The 17,682-nt window shown below is 55.4% G+C and carries 13 protein-coding genes; 10 read left to right on the top strand and 3 right to left on the bottom strand.

Features of this window, described 5'->3' with window-relative positions; genetic code table 11:
* The first annotated feature begins 1 nt into the window (after position 1).
* The gene (asnB, locus tag L2D14_07990; protein WNK01361.1) at positions 2-1,951 is read left to right on the top strand and encodes an asparagine synthase (glutamine-hydrolyzing); all 1,950 of its coding nucleotides are present in this window, start codon (positions 2-4) and stop codon (positions 1,949-1,951) included.
* A gap of 34 nt (positions 1,952-1,985) precedes the next feature.
* On the opposite strand, the gene L2D14_07985 is transcribed toward asnB (L2D14_07990), so the two are convergent.
* Positions 1,986-4,388, bottom strand: a complete 2,403-nt coding sequence (locus tag L2D14_07985) for a glycosyltransferase (protein ID WNK01360.1) — start codon at positions 4,386-4,388, stop codon at positions 1,986-1,988.
* A 568-nt stretch (positions 4,389-4,956) separates the two neighbouring features.
* On the opposite strand from L2D14_07985, the gene L2D14_07980 reads away from it, so the two are divergent.
* The 7 genes from L2D14_07980 to L2D14_07950 all read left to right on the top strand — a co-directional run bounded on the left by L2D14_07980 (position 4,957) and on the right by L2D14_07950 (position 14,257).
* Positions 4,957-6,075 carry a glycosyltransferase family 1 protein gene (locus L2D14_07980; GenBank protein ID WNK01359.1) on the top strand — a complete coding sequence of 373 codons (1,119 nt, stop codon included), beginning with the start codon at positions 4,957-4,959 and terminating at the stop codon, positions 6,073-6,075.
* 297 nt (positions 6,076-6,372) lie between these two features.
* Positions 6,373-8,394 (top strand): asparagine synthase (glutamine-hydrolyzing), encoded by a 2,022-nt coding sequence (asnB, locus tag L2D14_07975; GenBank protein ID WNK01358.1) that lies wholly within the window; start codon positions 6,373-6,375, stop codon positions 8,392-8,394.
* A 13-nt stretch (positions 8,395-8,407) separates the two neighbouring features.
* Positions 8,408-10,444: an alginate lyase family protein gene (locus L2D14_07970; GenBank protein ID WNK01357.1), complete on the top strand. Its 2,037-nt coding sequence runs from the start codon at positions 8,408-8,410 to the stop codon at positions 10,442-10,444.
* Positions 10,445-10,508: 64 nt separating this feature from the next.
* Positions 10,509-10,925 (top strand): SxtJ family membrane protein, encoded by a 417-nt coding sequence (locus L2D14_07965; GenBank protein WNK01356.1) that lies wholly within the window; start codon positions 10,509-10,511, stop codon positions 10,923-10,925.
* Positions 10,926-10,934: 9 nt separating this feature from the next.
* Positions 10,935-11,084 carry a DUF5989 family protein gene (locus tag L2D14_07960; GenBank protein ID WNK01355.1) on the top strand — a complete coding sequence of 50 codons (150 nt, stop codon included), beginning with the start codon at positions 10,935-10,937 and terminating at the stop codon, positions 11,082-11,084.
* Positions 11,085-11,096: 12 nt separating this feature from the next.
* Positions 11,097-12,932: a carbamoyltransferase gene (locus L2D14_07955; protein ID WNK01354.1), complete on the top strand. Its 1,836-nt coding sequence runs from the start codon at positions 11,097-11,099 to the stop codon at positions 12,930-12,932.
* A 17-nt stretch (positions 12,933-12,949) separates the two neighbouring features.
* Positions 12,950-14,257, top strand: a complete 1,308-nt coding sequence (locus L2D14_07950; protein ID WNK01353.1) for a GDSL-type esterase/lipase family protein — start codon at positions 12,950-12,952, stop codon at positions 14,255-14,257.
* A 60-nt stretch (positions 14,258-14,317) separates the two neighbouring features.
* Here the strand turns inward: L2D14_07950 and L2D14_07945 are convergent, their stop codons facing one another.
* Positions 14,318-15,553: a M20/M25/M40 family metallo-hydrolase gene (locus L2D14_07945; GenBank protein WNK01352.1), complete on the bottom strand. Its 1,236-nt coding sequence runs from the start codon at positions 15,551-15,553 to the stop codon at positions 14,318-14,320.
* Between the two features lie 95 nt (positions 15,554-15,648).
* On the opposite strand from L2D14_07945, the gene argE reads away from it, so the two are divergent.
* Entirely contained in the window at positions 15,649-16,812 is a 1,164-nt protein-coding gene (argE, locus tag L2D14_07940; protein ID WNK01351.1) for an acetylornithine deacetylase, read from the top strand.
* A gap of 12 nt (positions 16,813-16,824) precedes the next feature.
* A complete protein-coding gene (locus L2D14_07935) occupies positions 16,825-17,160 on the top strand; it encodes a PilZ domain-containing protein (GenBank protein WNK01350.1) in 336 nt (111 codons plus the stop codon).
* Positions 17,161-17,184: 24 nt separating this feature from the next.
* Here L2D14_07935 and hspQ read toward each other — a convergent pair whose 3' ends face one another.
* Positions 17,185-17,520, bottom strand: coding sequence for a heat shock protein HspQ (hspQ, locus tag L2D14_07930; protein WNK01349.1), 336 nt, complete (start codon positions 17,518-17,520; stop codon positions 17,185-17,187).
* Between the last annotated feature and the right edge of the window lie 162 nt (positions 17,521-17,682).

The raw sequence follows: 17,682 nt of genomic DNA, 5'->3' as shown, positions 1-17,682 counted from the left end.
TATGTGTGGCATTGCGGGTTGTATCGATCTGTCGCAGAGCACTTCCGCCGAAGATCTACGGCGGATTGTCGCATCGATGACAGAGACACTTGCACACCGCGGCCCGGACGATACAGGCATTTGGATCGACGCCGCAGCCGGACTGGCCCTCGGACATCGCCGCTTATCCATTATCGATTTATCGTCAGCCGGGCATCAGCCAATGGTATCGCCCGAAGGCGGCCATGCCCTTGTTTGCAATGCAGAAATTTACAACTACCGTGATTTACGTCGGGATCTGGAGAACCAGGGGGCCACGTTCAGGGGGCACTCTGACACGGAAGTTCTACTTCAAGCGTGTGCTCGTTGGGGGGTCAAGAAGGCACTAGAGAAAGCGTCCGGCATGTTCGCGTTTGCGTTCTGGGACCGCCGAACCCGCATCTTGAGCCTGGCACGCGATCATGCAGGCATGAAGCCCCTGTATTGGGGGCGCTTCGGCGACTGGCTGATTTTCGCATCCGAACTTAAGGCTCTCCACCGCCATCCGGCCTTTACGGCAGAGATCGACCGAGACGCCCTGGCGGGCCTGATCGCTTACAATTATGTGCCGGGGACCCATTCCATCTATAGCAACGTTCATAAGATGAGACAGGGGCACATTGTGGAAATTTCGTGCCACGGGAACGTGCATGAAGAAGCTTTTTGGCGCCAGGAGGAAATTGTAACCGAAGGGCAACGGCACCCAAAAATGGATGCCGTATCGTCAATGGACGAACTGGACAATGTTCTCCAGGAGGCTGTCGCCCGCCATATGGTGTCCGACGTTCCCGTGGCAAGCCTGCTTTCAGGCGGCATTGATTCATCATTGATCACGGCATTGATGCAGCGAATTTCGGGCACACCCGTTCAGTCTTTCGCTGTTCGCTTCCTCGATCCGGAATTCAACGAAGCCGATCATGCCCGGGCCATCGCCTCGCATATCGGCACACGGCACACGGAACTCACCGTGGGCGCTGATGACGCATTACAAGTCATCGACCGACTTCCGGAAATATATGACGAACCCTTTGCCGATCTGTCGCAAATCCCCACCACCATCATCAGCACGCTGGTAGCACAGCATGCCAAGGTGGTCCTGACAGGGGACGGAGGGGACGAGTTGTTCGGCGGATACCCCCGCTATCGAATTACCCTGGAACACCAGCGCACCATATCGCAGCTGCCGACGTTCATGCGAAACGCCATTGCCTGGATGGTGCAGAAAGGCGCGCATAGCTCGCTGCGTTCTTTAACCAGATTCTGCCCGCCGATTGCCGGGCAAAAATTGACACCTGAACGACTGCTGAAGGCCGCAGCTTTGTTGAAGGAAGACCGCTTTATTGAAGCCTATCGCCGCACTCTCGTTCATTGGGACCCGGTCGAAGCCGTGGTACCGGGTGGCCGAGAGCCGCTCGGCCCCCTGCACAGGGACTGGTCCGGTCGACGGCTTGGTCAACCTTTAGCCGATATGCGGTCGATCGATTCGGCCACCTATCTTCCCGACGATATTCTGGTAAAGGTCGACCGGGCAAGTATGGCGGCGGGACTGGAAGCGCGAATTCCCTTCCTGGACCCGGACGTCATCAAGTTCGCGTGGCAATTGTCACCGGAGCTTTGTTTTCGCAAGGGAAACCTCAAATGGATTTTGCAGCAAGTGCTTCACCGCCACGTGCCGCAACAACTGACGGATCGCCCTAAGATGGGATTTGGCGTGCCAATGCATACTTGGCTTCGCGGTCCCTTGCGCGATTGGGCTGAGGACCTTCTGGACCCCCGGCGCATGAAAGAAGACGGTTTCTTGAACCCGGCGCCGATCCGCAAACGTTGGGAGCAACATCTCGCCGGCGATCAAAATTGGCAGTATTCTCTATGGCCTGTCCTGATATTCCAGCAATGGCTGCGTGCGGGCGGAAATAATTCCTCACACGGATAAACGTTTCCGCTGTCACCAACCATGCCGTTTGGCATTACCCGGATAACCCGTGGCCAAGATACAAACGTTCCAAGATGTTCTGGGTCTCCTTGGAAATATTGCCAGCAGCATAATCTTTGACTATTTCAGCGCGAATGCGCTTGCCGAACTGTTGCGCCAGCTTCGGATCGTTAATCAACGTTTGGATGGCATCGGCCAGGCGAACGGGATCGTTTCTCGGAATCAAAATACCGTTGACGCCATCCTCGATGATATCCCTGCACCCAACCGTATCGGTAGCGACGACAGGCAGACCACAAGCGCCGGCTTCAATGAGGGCCAGCGGAATGCCCTCTCCATAATAGGTTGGAAAGGCGGCGATATCGCTTTCCTGCCACACATTGTGCATGTCATCGCGATACCCTTGCCAATCGACAATGCCCATCTCGTTCCACTGCATCAGCTGTTCGCTTGGAACATATTCATTATTCGCGTAATCAGGAATGCCGACCAAGGCCATGCGGACATCCACCTTGCGATTGCGCAAAATTCTTGCAGCCTCGACAAAGTTTCCGACCCCCTTGCTCCACAGCATGCGGCCAGCCAGCGTTACAGTCGGCCGTCTTTTTTCCGCCGTGTGTTCTCTTGGCTTAAACAGATCCGTATCAACACCCGAGCCACGAAGCAGATAAACGGATTCAGCATCCGTAACGCCATGCTCCAAAATATACCGCTGGTTATCCATGTTTTGAACGATGACGCTGCTCTTCTTTAGCCGGTGTACAATTCGTAATATGTTGATGATCAATAGTCTCAATAAGAAGTAGCGTTTCCGGTTGCGCGTAAATACGGCGCCCAGTCCGGGAAACAAATTGATGATCCGTAAGCCTGGAAAAAAGAACGCAACGCAGGAACCCACCAGGGCCGCTTTCATACCGACATGGAGCACGACATTGGGTTTGACCCTAAAATACACGACAAGCAGTTCCAGAAAGCAGACAATTTCAATGGCTAAGTTTGTTGAGCCTCTCCTGAAATACCTTAGTGGCTGCAACGCAAAGCCTTCTCGCAGGATGTTCTTCCCCTGGTCTACAGAGCGGCACGCAACGGTGACCTCGAACCCCATATTCTGCGCGCCCCTTGCCATAGGGAGACGATGCGAAATGAAATACCAGTCTTCAGCGGCTAGAATGAGAAGCCTTTTTTTTTCACCGGCCTGATCTGCTTCCCCTTCTCCGATCCCTGTAATCAGAGCGCAGAATATTACCGTGCAAAGCAACCACGACGCCCATGCACTGTAGGACAGGTCGCTTATGATCAGAAACGCGCTTATAACAGCCAACAGGGCTGCCACCCGCCGATGGTTTCCAAAATGGCGGCTGACGGTTCCGAGAATGCTCCCGAAAAGTGCGATGACGATCGCTAAACCGATGATTCCGACTTCAACGGCGATGTGGAGCGGCAGACTATGCGGATGGGACGGAATGAATTTACGTTTACCGAGTCCGGGGACATATTCTTGCCCTCCCGGGATATGCGCAGAAGCCTCTAGTCCCCAACCAAGCAGTGGCTTTTCGCAAACTGCTTTTATTGAAAAATCATATATTGCCAATCTGTGCGATGCCGAGACCGAGAGATCGCCAAATAGACTTGTGAAGCCCCCTGCATCGATATCGAGCGGAGATATGCCAAATATACACATAGTCGCAGGGGCGCTTAAGATGGCGACGCCAACGACGGCCACAGCCACATAGACGGCGCGCGGCGCCGACAAAGCCAGCGTGAACACGAAAATTGCTGTTACAAATGCGATTTGAGCCGCGAGATTTGAGGATACCAGCACCGGAACCGCAAAAAACGAAACGATGATGACAATTTTCCACCACCGGAAGCCGGCATTCACAGCGAGATAAAGGCTGGGGGCGACCAACAGCGCAAGCGTAGCGACGAACGGCCCTTGGCCGCTGATGGTCTTCCAGCCTGCTTGCTGGAGATTATAGAAAAATATAATGCCGCCGCACACAACGCCAAGGCAAAGGGCAAGGAGGGCTTTCTTGCCGGCTATCAGACTTATTAGATCCCGTCCCCATTCACGTTGCCACAGCAGCGTCACCAACACGCAAATGACAAGCAACTTGAACAGGCGTTCTGTCCCCTCGCTAACGGACGGGGACCACCCAAGCGTCACCCCGGCCCAAATGATCAGCACCCACAGTGTGACGACGACAGCCTTACCGTCGGCATGCCAAGATGTCCGCTTTCCCGAAGAAAACAGAAGCCAGAAAGTTATCGGCGCCAGAATGACAACGACCTGCGCCTTAAAGTTCAGGACAGAAATTAGCGGAAACAAGAACAGGACGAAAAGACCGAGAAGCTCTTGCCATGGGAAACCTGGACTCTTGGTTTCCACAAAAGCATCCTTGTTTTCATCTGAATTTCGTTTCGGGTCTTCTGTCATAAAATGTCCGTCGTCAAAGTCGCAGGGCCGGATAAGCGTTACGCTGCAGGGCGTTCTTGCACTTCTGTTGATGATGTTAAGTGGCTTGCCGCTGATGTGCTAGCCGTCGTTTTCGAAAGCCTGCCTTTTGAAAATGTCTCAATATGCCCCAAGCCGTTGATGTCTGACAGGTCGCGTAGTGCTCATAATCATCCTTGTTAGCACGCTATACGTGCATTGGGTAATCCGAAACCGATTGGTATTGTCACTTCAACCCGCTGGACGGCCTTATCTCTCTCAAGTAGCCTCACATTATGGCTGAAATATCTTCAGAGCACCGGCGCAATCCGCCTCAGCACATCCAACATACGACTGCTGGGTTCCATGGTCGTTTTGCGATAAACGGCCAAGACGAAGCTTCGTTGGATTGGCAAAGTGTGGCAATAGCTGCGTGATAGTAATCCCAGGTGAAAATACGCCCTGCCCGGTTCATCAAGCCGATAGTGCGCCGGCGACCCCCACGCCGGGTCGGCAGGGGAAAATGCGACCCCAGTTGGCCGCCTTGTCGTAGGCGACGTGCAGGTGATTCATGACATCAGCAGATAAGGTCAGAGTTCTGGTCAATGGCCTGCATGCCAAGAGTGGCGGCGGGGTCACTTACCTGCGCAACATCCTGCCGATCCTCGCCCGAGATCCGGGACTGGAGGTGTACCTTTGCCTGCACCAGAGCCAGCGCGACACGTTTAGCCGTGAGATACTCAGCGGGGTGAGCGTCCATATCGTCGATTTCAAACTCAGTTTTTGGCGTGTTCATGTCTGGGAGCAGACGAAGTTCTCATCACTATCAAGGCAAATCGATCCCGACGTCGTATTTTCGCCCGCCAACTACGGCCCCCTCCTGGCCAGAAACAGTGTCCTCCTTCTGCGCAACGCTCTCTCCGTCTCTACCGTCGAGCGCCGCCCAGCCAAACTTCTCTATTGGCTACTGGTCACGATCGCCACCTCTTTGTCCCTATTGCGCTGCAAGCGGGCGATATCGGTATCGGAGTTTGCAAGCCGGGCCGCCGCCGGGCCGCTGGTCGGCAATTTCATTCGCCACCGAATGACCGTTATCCCCCATGGGGTGGATGACATGTTCACACCAGGCAAGCCGCCCCCCCGGCGTGAAGAGTTCCTGCTCGCGGTTTCCGACATCTATGTCCAAAAGAACCTGCTGAACTTGGTCCTCGCCTTCGCCGAGGTCCAAAAGACCCGCCCGTCGCTCATTCTGAAAGTCGCCGGCCGTGAAATTGATGCTGAATATTCCGCGGCCGTGAAAAAGGTCGTGGCCGATCACGGTCTGGAGGCAAACGTTGAGTTTCTGGGCTACCAGAAACCTGAAAATCTTCTCGTACTCTATCGGACGTGTCTTGCCTTCGTTTTTCCATCCACCGTCGAGACGTTCGGCAACCCCTTGCTTGAGGCGATGGCCTGCGGGGCACCGGTCGTTTGCTCCTGCACTGCCGCGATGCCTGAAGTCGCGGGCGATGCGCCGGAATACTTCGATCCATTTTCGGTCCCGGATATGACCGCTGTGATCGGGCGCGTTGTCGATGATGCTGCATTGCGCGAAACGTTGAGCAACAAATCGATCAGCCGCGCCTCTCGATACTCCTGGACCCAAACGGCCGAAAAAACAGCCCGGGTCCTCAAAGAAGCTGCACGTTAACGATCTGTTTTTGCTTCTTCTTTCGAGAAAACCCACGCGAAACGCGCACCTTGCGCACATATCGAACAGCGGCATCGATCATTGTGCAACGTGACAGGAAAGCCACGAATTCGTCCCCGGTCTCTCTACCCATCGTTTGAAGCGGTGCGGAAGCAAGGCCGGCAACCGGCGAATAACCTCTTCTGCATAACAAGACCCGCAGAAGGCGTACAAGGTTCATTCTTTCCTCAAGCGGTTTGATAAAGTACACCTCTGACGAGCCATAATCCTGCAACCATACTAAGGAAATATGCATCTGTGTGCGGTATCGCTGGAATCCTCGCATTTGGTAACTCCGCATCAATTAATGAAGCGGAACTCGTTCGCCTCAACCAGGCGATGCCGCATCGCGGCCCGGACGGGTCCGGGACATGGCTTTCCGACGACCGAAAAGTCGGACTTTCCCACTTAAGACTGGCCATTGTCGACCTCAGCGACGATGCGCGCCAACCGATGAGCGATGCCGAAGGGACGGTCCAGCTCACCTATAACGGCGAAATTTACAATCATCTCGAGCTTCGCCGTGAGTTGGAGGCCGCCGGGTACAAGTTCCGCACCGATCACTCGGACACGGAAGTTCTCGTGCACGGCTACAAGGAATGGGGCATCGACGGGCTGGTAAAGCGCCTTATCGGTATGTTCGCGTTCGCGATCTGGGATGAACGCAAGAAGCGCCTGACCATCGTCCGCGACCGGGTCGGCATCAAGCCGACCTACTTCACCCGTGCCGGCGGGCGCTTCATTTTCGGATCCGAGATCAAGGCGATCCTGACCGACAGCGCCGTGCCGCGTGAAGTCAACGGCACGGCAATCGCCCATTATCTGAGCTTCATGGTTTCACCCGCCCCCCTGACCATGTTTCGCGGCATCTTCAAAATTCCTGCCGGCCACATCATGGAAGTCGAAGCTGACGGCACGGCCCGGGCGCGGCGCTATTGGGATGCGCTTCCCGGCAAGTCCGGCGTCGGCGACGAAGTCCGCGGGCTTTCAGGAAAAGCCGCCGCCGATTTTTATTCGAAGGAGATTCTCCGCCGTCTCGAAGTCGCTATCGACCGCCGCATGATGTCGGATGTGCCGTTCGGTGTATTTCTCTCCGGCGGCATCGACTCATCTGCCAACGTTGCCTTGATGAGCCGCATTTCAAACCAGCCGGTCAAAACCTTCACCATCGGCTTTTCCGATCACACCCACCTGAACGAGCTTGAATATGCGGACAAGGTGGCAAAGGAATTTCAAACCGATCACCATGAAATCCGCGTCAACGGCGCGGACATGCGCGGTTATCTGAACGATCTGATCATCAGCCAGGACGAGCCGATCTCCGATTGGGTATGCGTGCCCCTTTATTTCGTGTCCAAGCTGGCCAAGGACAGCGGTGTCACCGTGGTTCAGGTCGGCGAAGGCTCGGACGAACAGTTCGCCGGCTATGACAGCTACATGAAATATCTGAAACTGCACGACCGCATGGGAACGGGGGCGCTCAGGGGGCTGGTCGGGGCCGCCTCCCCGCTGCTGGGCGCACTGGCTCGCGCCATGCCCGGGCGCCGCTCGGTTTTCGAGCAGGCATATGAGATCAGCCGCAGAATCAATCTCGGGCACGAGCTGTTCTATGGTGGATCGAATGCCTTTTGGGCCGTGCATGTTGAGAAATATCTGAATGCATCAGGCATATCCCCCGATCCCCGCGACATCGATACCGGTGTCGAGGGGCTTGAGCTGGACGGCGCCGGGTCCGCCGACAGCGGCAATATCATCGATACCGTTGCCCGTGCGGTTACAAATGAAAATGCGAACGCAGACACGCTCACGAAAATGATCCATGCCGAGTTTCGTTTGCGGCTTCCGGAACTTTTGCTGATGCGCGTCGACAAGATAACCATGTCGACGTCGATCGAGGCGCGGGTCCCGTTCCTGGATCACGAACTCGTCGACCTGACGATGGATATACCGCGTGAACTCAAGGTCGATGGCTACAAGACCAAACATCTGCTGAAACAGGCGCTTCGCGGTGTCATTCCCGATGAAATTATCGACCGCAAAAAAATGGGGTTTGCCGCGCCGGCCGCTGAATGGCTCCGTGAGGATTTCGGCACCGAAGCCGAAAGCATGGTCATGGGCTCGCCGCTTGCACAAAACAATGGCCCGCTCAATGCGAACGCCATTCGCCGCGCCTTCGAAGATCACCGCGAAGGGCGGCAGAACAATGCCCTGCATCTTTGGGTGCTTTTGAACCTGACGGCCTGGCACGATCACTGGATCGGCGACGGCCGGGTGGCCTGAGGATATTCCGGCAATGAATCTATCAAGAGCATTGCCACCGCCGCTTGCCGTTTATCGCTGGCTGGTCCGCCGGCTGAAAGCGCGCCGCTCCGCCAAAGTCATGCCCGGCTGGCAGCGCTGGCTCGGCACATCTTCAATGGCCGCCGCGCTGGATCACAGCAGCTTCGACGATGTCATCGCCACCCTCAGAACGGCGAACCCGTTTCCGGGCTTGTCGGAACCGGCAGCGATAAAATCAAAGCTCAGCGAGGAAAGCAAAAAGCGTATCATGGCACGGGCCGACGCGGCCCTGTCGCGTACGGTCGACTTCCTGGGCTCAGGGCCACACACGCTCACGACCCCCATCGACTGGACGTGCGACTTCAAATCCAATACGCGCTGGGCCATGCGGGCGTCGCATCGCCTACCCGTCAATGATCTCGACAAGCCTTCCGATATCAAGGTCGTTTGGGAACTTTCCCGCCTGCAATGGTTACTGCCCGTCGGACAGGCCTATATTTTGAGCGACGACGAGAAGTTTGCTGACTTTGCCCGGGTAATCATCGAGGAATGGGTCGCATCGAACCCGGTTTGCGCAGGCCCCAACTGGATCTGCGCCATGGACGTCGCGCTGCGGGCAATTTCAATGGTCTGGCTTGCGCAGGCTTGCAAGAACAGCACGGCATGGCGGCAGGCAGACTTTCAGGAACGACTGATCAAGTCACTGATACTTCATGGGAAATTCATAGAAGGTAATCTTGAGTACGCGGATGTAAACGGCAACCATCTGATCGCCGATCTGGCGGGATGGGCAGTGATCGGCATTGCGCTGGGTGGCCGCGGCATTGCCCGTAAATGGGTCGAGAAATCGTGGAAACTGTTGTCAGCCGAATTTCCCCGGCAAGTCCCGGATGACGGTGTCTGCCGGGAAGGCTCCCTCCCCTATCACCGCCTGGTCGCAGAGCTTTTCCTGCTCCCCGCCCTGGCCCGGCAAAATGTCGGACTGCCTGTCGATAACGATTATATAAAGCGTCTGATGAGCATGGGGACGTTCAGCGACACCGCGACTCAGCCGGACGGCGAAGTTCCTCTCTGGGGCGATGCAGACGATGGCCGGGCATTGCCGCTCGGCACGCAGGCAATGAACGATCATCGTTATCTCGGTGAAATGATGCGCGCTCTTTCCCGGACACCGGCAAGCCCGGCACATGACGAGACGATCTGGTGGCATGGCCAGGGGAGTGCCGAAGCCGTCACTGTTTCACCGCCGCAGAGCAGCGCCTTCAGCGATGCAGGCGCCTATATCATGCGCGGCAATGATGCATTCGTCTTCGTCGATGCCGGACCGGTCGGCATGGCCGGGCGTGGCGGACACGGGCATAACGACTGCCTGTCATTTACCGCCAGCCTGAACGGCGTGTCCCTGATCGTCGACCCCGGCTGCTATGCCTATACCCAGGACTGGAAAGCCCGGAATCATTTCCGTTCGACATTGGCGCACAACACGCCCTGCATCGACAACACGGAGATCAATCGCTTCAGCCCCAAACAGCTTTGGCGGCTCAGTGACGATGCAGCACCCGATATTCGCCACTGGAGCACCTCAGCCGAGATGGATATTCTCGTCGCCGGACATTCAGGGTATCAACGATTGGCAAGCCCTGTGACACCCGTTCGCGGCTTCATGCTTGAGCGCAGCACACGCAGACTGTTCGTTGCAGACGGGTTCGAAGGTTCTGGCGAACACACGGTGACAATTCCTTATACCTTCGCGCCGGAGACCCGGATTGAACAAATCAGCGAAGGCACTTGGCGTATTGAGCGCCAGGGCCAGTGTTTCCTGCTTGCGATCTCCGCACCGGACACATGGACCGCGGCAACAGGGATAACGGAATACTCCCCGTCATATGGAGTTCGACAGCCTGCCCCCAGCTTAACCTTCAGCCGGACAGGATCCCTGAAACCATTGGCCTTGGCCGTCATGGCAGAAGCCGAAAGCCCGCCAGACACGGTCCGTTGGCTCGGCAGCGTCTTACAAGGGCGCTTCCCTGTACCCGGCTTCAAGGATTGAAAATTCTGGCCAATTGTCGATCTTTCTATTACCCCTCTAACTCACATTCATTCAGGAACATATGATGCACGAGAGCCTCGAACATAAGGACGAGATACAGGTCGGCTCGGAAAAGAGCTTCGGCATTGTTTTCGCCGCCGTGTTTGCGATCGTTGCACTCTTGCCGCTTGCTCATAGCCTGCCCCCGCGCTGGTGGGCGCTTGCCGTTGCGGCTTTATTCCTGATTGCTGCTTTTATAGCCCAACCGTTGCTGAAACCCTTAAACCTGCTGTGGTTCAAGTTCGGCCTGCTTCTGTATAAAGTCGTCAATCCGGTCGTGATGGGTTTGTTGTATTACCTGACCGTGGTTCCGACGGGTCTTGTTATGCGTGCATGCGGTAAAGACCCGCTCAACCGGAAATTCGATGTACAAGCAAAATCCTATTGGATCGAACGCGATCCACCGGGCCCTGAACCTGAATCCATGAAGAACCAATTCTAGGAATATACGATGGCTTTTATTGAAGAACTTTGGCGATTTCTGAGAGCCCGGAAGAAATTCTGGCTGTTGCCGATCCTGATCATGATGGCTGTTTTTGGCGGTCTCGTCGTGCTTTCCCAAGGGTCTGCCGTCGCGCCTTTTATCTATACGATTTTCTGAGGATCGAAATCGTTGCGTATCCTGGGTGTTTCCGCATTTTACCACGATAGCGCAGCAGCGCTTATCGAAGACGGCAAGGTTATTGCCGCCGCGCAGGAAGAACGCTTCACGCGCAAGAAACACGATGACCGGTTTCCGGAAAGTGCCATTTCGTACTGTCTGGAAGAAGCCGGCATCGAACTCGGTGAGATCGATTTCGTCGCTTTCTATGATAAACCGTTTTTAAAATTCGAACGGCTGCTTGAGACCTACCTGGCGTTTGCCCCCTTCGGGTTTCGTTCGTTCAAAATGGCAATCCCGGTATGGCTCAAGGAAAAACTGTTCCAGAAAGATCTGCTCAGAAAGAAATTCAAGGCGTTTGATGAAGGTTTCGACTGGCAGAACAAGCTCCTGTTCTCGGAACACCACCAGAGTCATGCGGCATCGGCATTCTTTCCCTCTCCTTTCGAAGAGGCCGTTGTTCTCACCATGGACGGTGTCGGTGAATGGGCGACAACGTCCGTCGCCATCGGGCACGGCAGCGACCTCAAGATGATCCGGGAGATTCACTTTCCGCATTCGCTCGGTCTATTGTATTCCGCCTTCACCTACTACACCGGCTTCAAGGTTAACTCCGGCGAATACAAAGTCATGGGGCTCGCTCCGTATGGCGAACCTGTCTTCAAGGACCTGATCCTTGAAAAGATCATGGATGTCAAAGAAGACGGTTCGTTCCGGCTCGATCAGTCGTATTTCAATTACTGTACCGGTCTGACCATGACGAACCGGAAGTTCGACGCGCTCTTCGATGGTCTGCCTCGCAAGGAAGGGGAGCTTCTGACCCAGAAGCACATGGATCTGGCGGCATCCGTTCAGGCCGTGACCGAAGAAGTGGTCCTGCGCCTGACGCGCTCTCTGGCCCGTGAATATTCGATCGATAACCTTTGCCTGGCCGGCGGCGTGGCGCTGAACTGCGTTGCCAACGGCAAGATACTGCGCGACGGCGCGTTCAAGAATGTCTGGGTGCAGCCTGCGGCAGGCGATGCCGGTGGTGCGCTGGGTGCGGCACTCAATGCCTATCATCTTTATCAGCAAAAACCGCGTACGCTGAACGGTGCCATGGACGGAATGAAGGGATCGTACCTCGGCCCTGAATTGCCGCAGGCGGTAATTGAAAGCAGGCTCGAGGCCGCAGGCGCAAAGTTCAGCGTTCTGGACGGCGACAAGACCATAGACAGCACCGCGCAGGCATTGGCAGACGGCAAGGCCGTCGGCTGGTATCAGGGACGGATGGAATTCGGCCCGCGCGCGCTCGGCGGACGCTCGATCATTGCCGATCCACGCTCTCCGGAAATGCAAAAGACCCTCAACCTTCGGGTAAAATACCGCGAAAGCTTTCGCCCGTTTGCACCTTCAATTTTGCGCGAGGATGTCGCGGACTGGTTCGATATCGATGCCGACAGCCCTTACATGCTGATGGTCGCCCCTGTCGCTGAATCACATCGCCGCGAAATGACGGATAAAGAAAATGCGCTGTTCGGCATCGAAAAGCTGAATGTGCCGCGCTCGGACATCCCGGCCGTCACGCATGTCGATTATTCGGCGCGTATTCAGACTGTACATGCCGAAACCAACCCGCGTTATCACGCACTCATCAAACGTTTCAAGGAAAAGACCGGCTGCCCGGTGGTGGTTAACACCAGTTTCAACGTGCGTGGCGAACCGATTGTCTGCACGCCCGAAGATGCTTTCCGCTGTTTCATGGGCTCGGACATCGAAGTTCTTGTTTGTGGTGACTGCTTCCTCAAGAAGGAAGATCAGGACCCGGCACTCAAGCTTGATTACAAGAATGCCTTCGATCTGGACTGAATAAGCGAAGTGAAGATATGAAGAATATTTTTAAAAATCTTATATTGTTTTCAGTTTCACTTTTCCTGACCGTTATCGCTGCTGAATACGCCTTGTACTATTTCTACCCCATATCCGTCACAAATGTCGGTTATGCCGACCGGCCGAACGGCCTCAAATACGGATGGGGTTTCTATCCTAATGAACTTGTCCGGGTCGAAGATCCAGATACGTCCATCGTGTATTACGACCATGTGAACAATGCCGGCTGGCGCGATCGCGACCGGCAGATCGAAAACAAGAACGATGCGTTCCGTGTCCTGGTTCTTGGCGATTCGATGACCTTCGGCTATCTGGTGCCCAAGGAAAAAACGTTCACAAACATTCTGGAAAACAAGCTGAAAAGTGCCGGCGTAAATGCCGAGGTCATAAATATATCCTATTCAGGTTGGGGTACGGATCAGGCCTATGAAGCACTGAGATTGGAAGGCCAGCACTACAAGCCGGACCTGGTTATCTACCATTTCGTCAGTAATGACATGCAAGACAACACCTGGCATCTGGACACCGGAAAATCCGGCGCCCGCAAGCCGTTCTATTATGACGTTGAAGGCAATAGCGTTTCTCGAAAAGTGAACAAACGTTTTGAAGACGAGTTTTCTTCGTGGACACGAAAAAAGATCATCTCGAAATCTGAAATTCTAAAGCGGCTTTGGATTGTTACTCGAAGCATGAAGCACAAGCGGAAAGAACCTTATTTCTATGACAGCCTCGTTGATGGCCGCATCAGGTATTTTCTCGAAATCGCACAGGATCACCCGCTTTTTAAAAACCTGCAGTCCTTGCCTGAGAAATTCATGGAAAGTGATTTTGAACTGGCCGCTGCAAAATCAAATCTAACCCCTGAGCAGAAAGAAAAACTGTCGGTCATCCTTACGCAGACCGAGGGCAATAAAGCGGAACTGATAGACGGCGATTGGGAAAGAGAGGATTTCAGCAAATATCATTGGACACTGACGCGCCATTTGATAATGGCGATCTCTAAACTAAGCAAAAGTTTCGGTGGTGATTTTGCCGTGCTCTCCGATCATGAAGAGGGCAGGTATCAGTGGGACCGCGCATGGCTTCGTGTCGCCGACGGTCAAAAAGCAAGAGAACAGTATTTTGAACTCAACGCCTTCCTGGAAAGTACAGCAGCGGCAATCGATGCGGATCTAATTCCAAGTCCTGTCCCCCACAAACGGGCCAGATTTGATAGTCACGTCAACGTGCAGGGCAACGAAGCCATCGCCGAGAATATTTATCTGTATCTCAAAAACACATATCCCGATTTAAACATACCCTGAGAACTGTATTTGGAAAGTGCAGGTCTTGGCCGGTATTTCACCCATTCAAGCCTTGTGGGGTTAAGCGCCGGACAACAGATCCATGGCCGTCAGCGCCAGCACTTCGGTGGCAAGACGCAGATCGTCGAGCAACAAGTGTTCATCGGCACTATGCAGCCCGGCTGCAACGGGATCGAGCGGCCCTGCCCCGTACATCACCGTCGGAATACCGGCTGCGGCATAGTGGCGGCCTTCATGATCGTAGGCGATGCCGTGTGCGGCTGCTTCCTCACCGATCCTGGCTTGCAACCGGTTTGAAAGTGCGGCGACCAGCGGCGCAGCGGCATCGTCATTGCCCATCGCCGGGATAAGCACCGATCGCCGAATACGGCAACGCGCTCCCGGCATCTTGGCGATGGTGCTGCCGATCAGATTCGTCAATTGCTTTTCTACCTGTACCGGGTCCTCTTCGGGCAGGATGCGCCGGTCCAATCTGAAAGTAACAAAGTCCGGCACGCCCCCGGTATCGCCGCCACCCGAAATTTTTTCAATCACCAATGAAGGCGCGCCGAGACCGGGCATACTTGAGGTGTGCCCCTTTAACCCACCCCGGAACTGATACAGGCGTGAAAGCGCGTGCGTCGCGGCTTCCAGGGCGTCCGTTCCCTTCTCCGGCGCATGTGAAGGTGCGGTTTTGCCGTGCACTTCGACGTCCATGATCATCGTGCCTGTGGAATGCGTCGCGACCGCACGCGCCGGACCGCCGGCGATCACCATGTCCGGTGCCACCCGTTGCTCGGCCAGCATCCACTTGGCGCCGAATGCCCCGCCGCTTTCTCCATCAAAGCTGATATGGAGTTCAATCGTGCCTTTAATCCCGGCACCGGTCTGCAAAAGCGCCTGAATGGCATAAATCTGTGCCGTCAGATCCCCTTTGCCTGATACAGCGCCCAGTCCATACAGACGACCGTCGACGATGTCACCGCCCAACGGGTTAAAAGTCCAGCCCGGGTGCGCCTCGGCGGTGTCGATATGACTGACGAGTGCCAGGACAGGGCCGTCGCCGAAACGTTTTCTGGCGACAAGATTCTGCAGCGGCAAACGGCTCCTGGCTTCCAGCCGCTCCGCTTCGGGGACAAGGTGCTCAACTTCGAAGTCCATGCTTTCCAGAAGGCCGGCAACCTTGTCCGCCGCCTTCATCAAGCCGGCACCGCGGGTTTCCGTCGCTGTCTGCACGAGTTTTTTCAGCAGCGTGAACTGCTGGGCGCGCTGCTTGATCATAAGCTCGGCGATGGTTTCGTTAAGTGTTGCGTTCATCAATCTGCCTTCTTTCGATGAAACCCTTGCAAACCCGGCGCAAAACGTCAATTTGGAAGCATCCACGCGCATACTGGAATTGGGAGGTTTTGCACATGCCGTCGTCGGAAAGCCTGGAAATGATCTCGAAGCTGATCTCGTTTGATACGACCAGCCGGGATTCGAATATGGGCCTGATCACGTATATTCAGGACTACCTCTCCGGTCTCGGCATCGAAAGCACACTGGTTCCGAACGAGGATCGCAGCAAGGCAAATCTTTATGCGACCGTCGGCCCCGCCGACAAGGCGGGGATCATGCTGTCCGGGCATACGGATGTCGTGCCTGTCGACGGTCAGAACTGGGACTCAGACCCGTTCAACGTTATCGAAAAAGACGGCAAACTGTTCGGGCGCGGCACATCGGACATGAAGAGCTTCATCGCGCTGGTGCTGGTGGCACTGCCGAAAGCCATGGAGCGCGGACTGGATACGCCGCTGCATCTTGCATTTTCCTATGACGAGGAAGTCGGCTGCGTGGGCGTGCGGCCGATGATCGACATGATCAACGGCCTGCCGATAAAGCCCCGCATGGCGATTATCGGCGAGCCGACGAGTCTGCAGGTCATTACCGGACACAAGGGCAAGCGCAGCTATTCGGCTCACGTTCGCGGTCTCGAAGCGCATTCAAGCCTGGCGCCACAGGGCGTCAACGCCATCGAGTACGCATCGCGGCTGATCACTCACCTGCAGTCGATGGCGCGCGATCTGCAAAATGGCGGCCCCTTCGACGAGCTTTACGACGTCGCCCACACCACGGTGCACACCGGGGTCATTCAGGGGGGCACGGCGCTCAACATCGTGCCGAAGGACTGCCATATCCAGTTCGAATTCCGTTATATCGGCGAAGACGACCCGGATGTTATCGAAGCCGAGATCATGCGTGAAGCGAAAGAGGTTCTTGAGCCGGAAATGCAGGCCATCGACCCGTCCACCGGCATCGACATTACCTGTTACAACGACATGCCCGCACTTGATATGAATGTCGATGACGAAGTGGTAACCTTCGTCAAACAGCTCGCCGGACGCAATGATCACGCCAAGGTTGCGTTCGGCACCGAAGCCGGGCTTTTCCAGAACAGAGGCGGAATCCCATGTGTGGTTTGCGGTCCCGGCAGCATCGATCAGGCCCATAAACCCAATGAATTCATATCGTTAGAACAGATTGACAAAGGCGAAGCGTTTCTCGAACGCCTCATGGACAGAGTCTGCAACTCGTGAGATTATATTGCCATGTTCGGATTTGGGAAAAAGAAGGACGGCGATAGCAACAAGCGTGAGCATGATCGCATCGCCACGAATGGGGAGCAGGTGCGCATCTATGGCGAGACCTATGACCTTGGCGATCTATCGGAAGGCGGCATGCGGGTCACCGGCTATGACGACATGCTGCAGGCCAACCAGTATTTCGAATTTCACGTGATCCTGAAACCCAACGGCGATGATTTCGAACTTCGCGGCCATGCCAAGGTCGTCCGCCAATGGGATGACCAGCTGGCCGTACAATTCACCAAGCCGCAGCCGGACCTCGTCTTCGAAGTCCGCGATTATCTGGAAAAATATTCGTAAGCTTCCGGCTGCCCGATTGAGCAATCAGTTCAGCAGCATCCGGGGCACATAGCGGCCGTCTTCGAGGGTGTCGAAATAATCCACCATTTCCGGGTGGCTGATCGGATCGTCGTCCTCGTCACGGACCAGATTCTGTTCCGATACATAAGCGACATACGGCGACTGCTCGGTCGATTCCGCAAACAGGTGATAGAACGGCTGATCCTTCCGGGGGCGGGATTCCGCCGGGATCGACTGATACCACTCGTCTGTATTTGCGAATTCCGGATCGACATCGAACACGACACCGCGAAATCCGTAAATGCGGTGGCGGACCTGTTCGCCGATCGTGTACTTCGCGGTATTTTTAAGGCGTTTCACGAGACTATCTCTGTTGCCAGTGTTCACTGCCCCGATCCGGGGCCTTCTTTGCCTAAAATAGCGCAGACGCATGCACTTGCAACCCTGATCGGGCTGGAAACTCGGGGATGAACAGGTTATCTAGCAGGGACAACAGCTTAGACAGGCGCATTTAACACCATT

The organism is Thalassospiraceae bacterium LMO-JJ14, from assembly GCA_021555105.2.
Lineage (GTDB): Bacteria > Pseudomonadota > Alphaproteobacteria > Rhodospirillales > Casp-alpha2 > UBA4479.
The sequence above is the reverse complement of the archived record's forward strand: the minus strand, read 5'-3'. Positions and strand labels throughout refer to the sequence as shown.

Bases quoted from the DNA above. Each gene is read 5' to 3' on its own strand.
- asnB (WNK01361.1), top strand. From the start codon at position 2: ATGTGTGGCATTGCGGGTTGTATCGATCTGTCGCAGAGCACTTCCGCC.
- L2D14_07985 (WNK01360.1), bottom strand. From the start codon at position 4,388: ATGACAGAAGACCCGAAACGAAATTCAGATGAAAACAAGGATGCTTTT.
- L2D14_07980 (WNK01359.1), top strand. From the start codon at position 4,957: ATGACATCAGCAGATAAGGTCAGAGTTCTGGTCAATGGCCTGCATGCC.
- L2D14_07970 (WNK01357.1), top strand. From the start codon at position 8,408: ATGAATCTATCAAGAGCATTGCCACCGCCGCTTGCCGTTTATCGCTGG.
- L2D14_07965 (WNK01356.1), top strand. From the start codon at position 10,509: ATGCACGAGAGCCTCGAACATAAGGACGAGATACAGGTCGGCTCGGAA.
- L2D14_07960 (WNK01355.1), top strand. From the start codon at position 10,935: ATGGCTTTTATTGAAGAACTTTGGCGATTTCTGAGAGCCCGGAAGAAA.
- L2D14_07950 (WNK01353.1), top strand. From the start codon at position 12,950: ATGAAGAATATTTTTAAAAATCTTATATTGTTTTCAGTTTCACTTTTC.
- L2D14_07945 (WNK01352.1), bottom strand. From the start codon at position 15,553: ATGAACGCAACACTTAACGAAACCATCGCCGAGCTTATGATCAAGCAG.
- argE (WNK01351.1), top strand. From the start codon at position 15,649: ATGCCGTCGTCGGAAAGCCTGGAAATGATCTCGAAGCTGATCTCGTTT.
- L2D14_07935 (WNK01350.1), top strand. From the start codon at position 16,825: ATGTTCGGATTTGGGAAAAAGAAGGACGGCGATAGCAACAAGCGTGAG.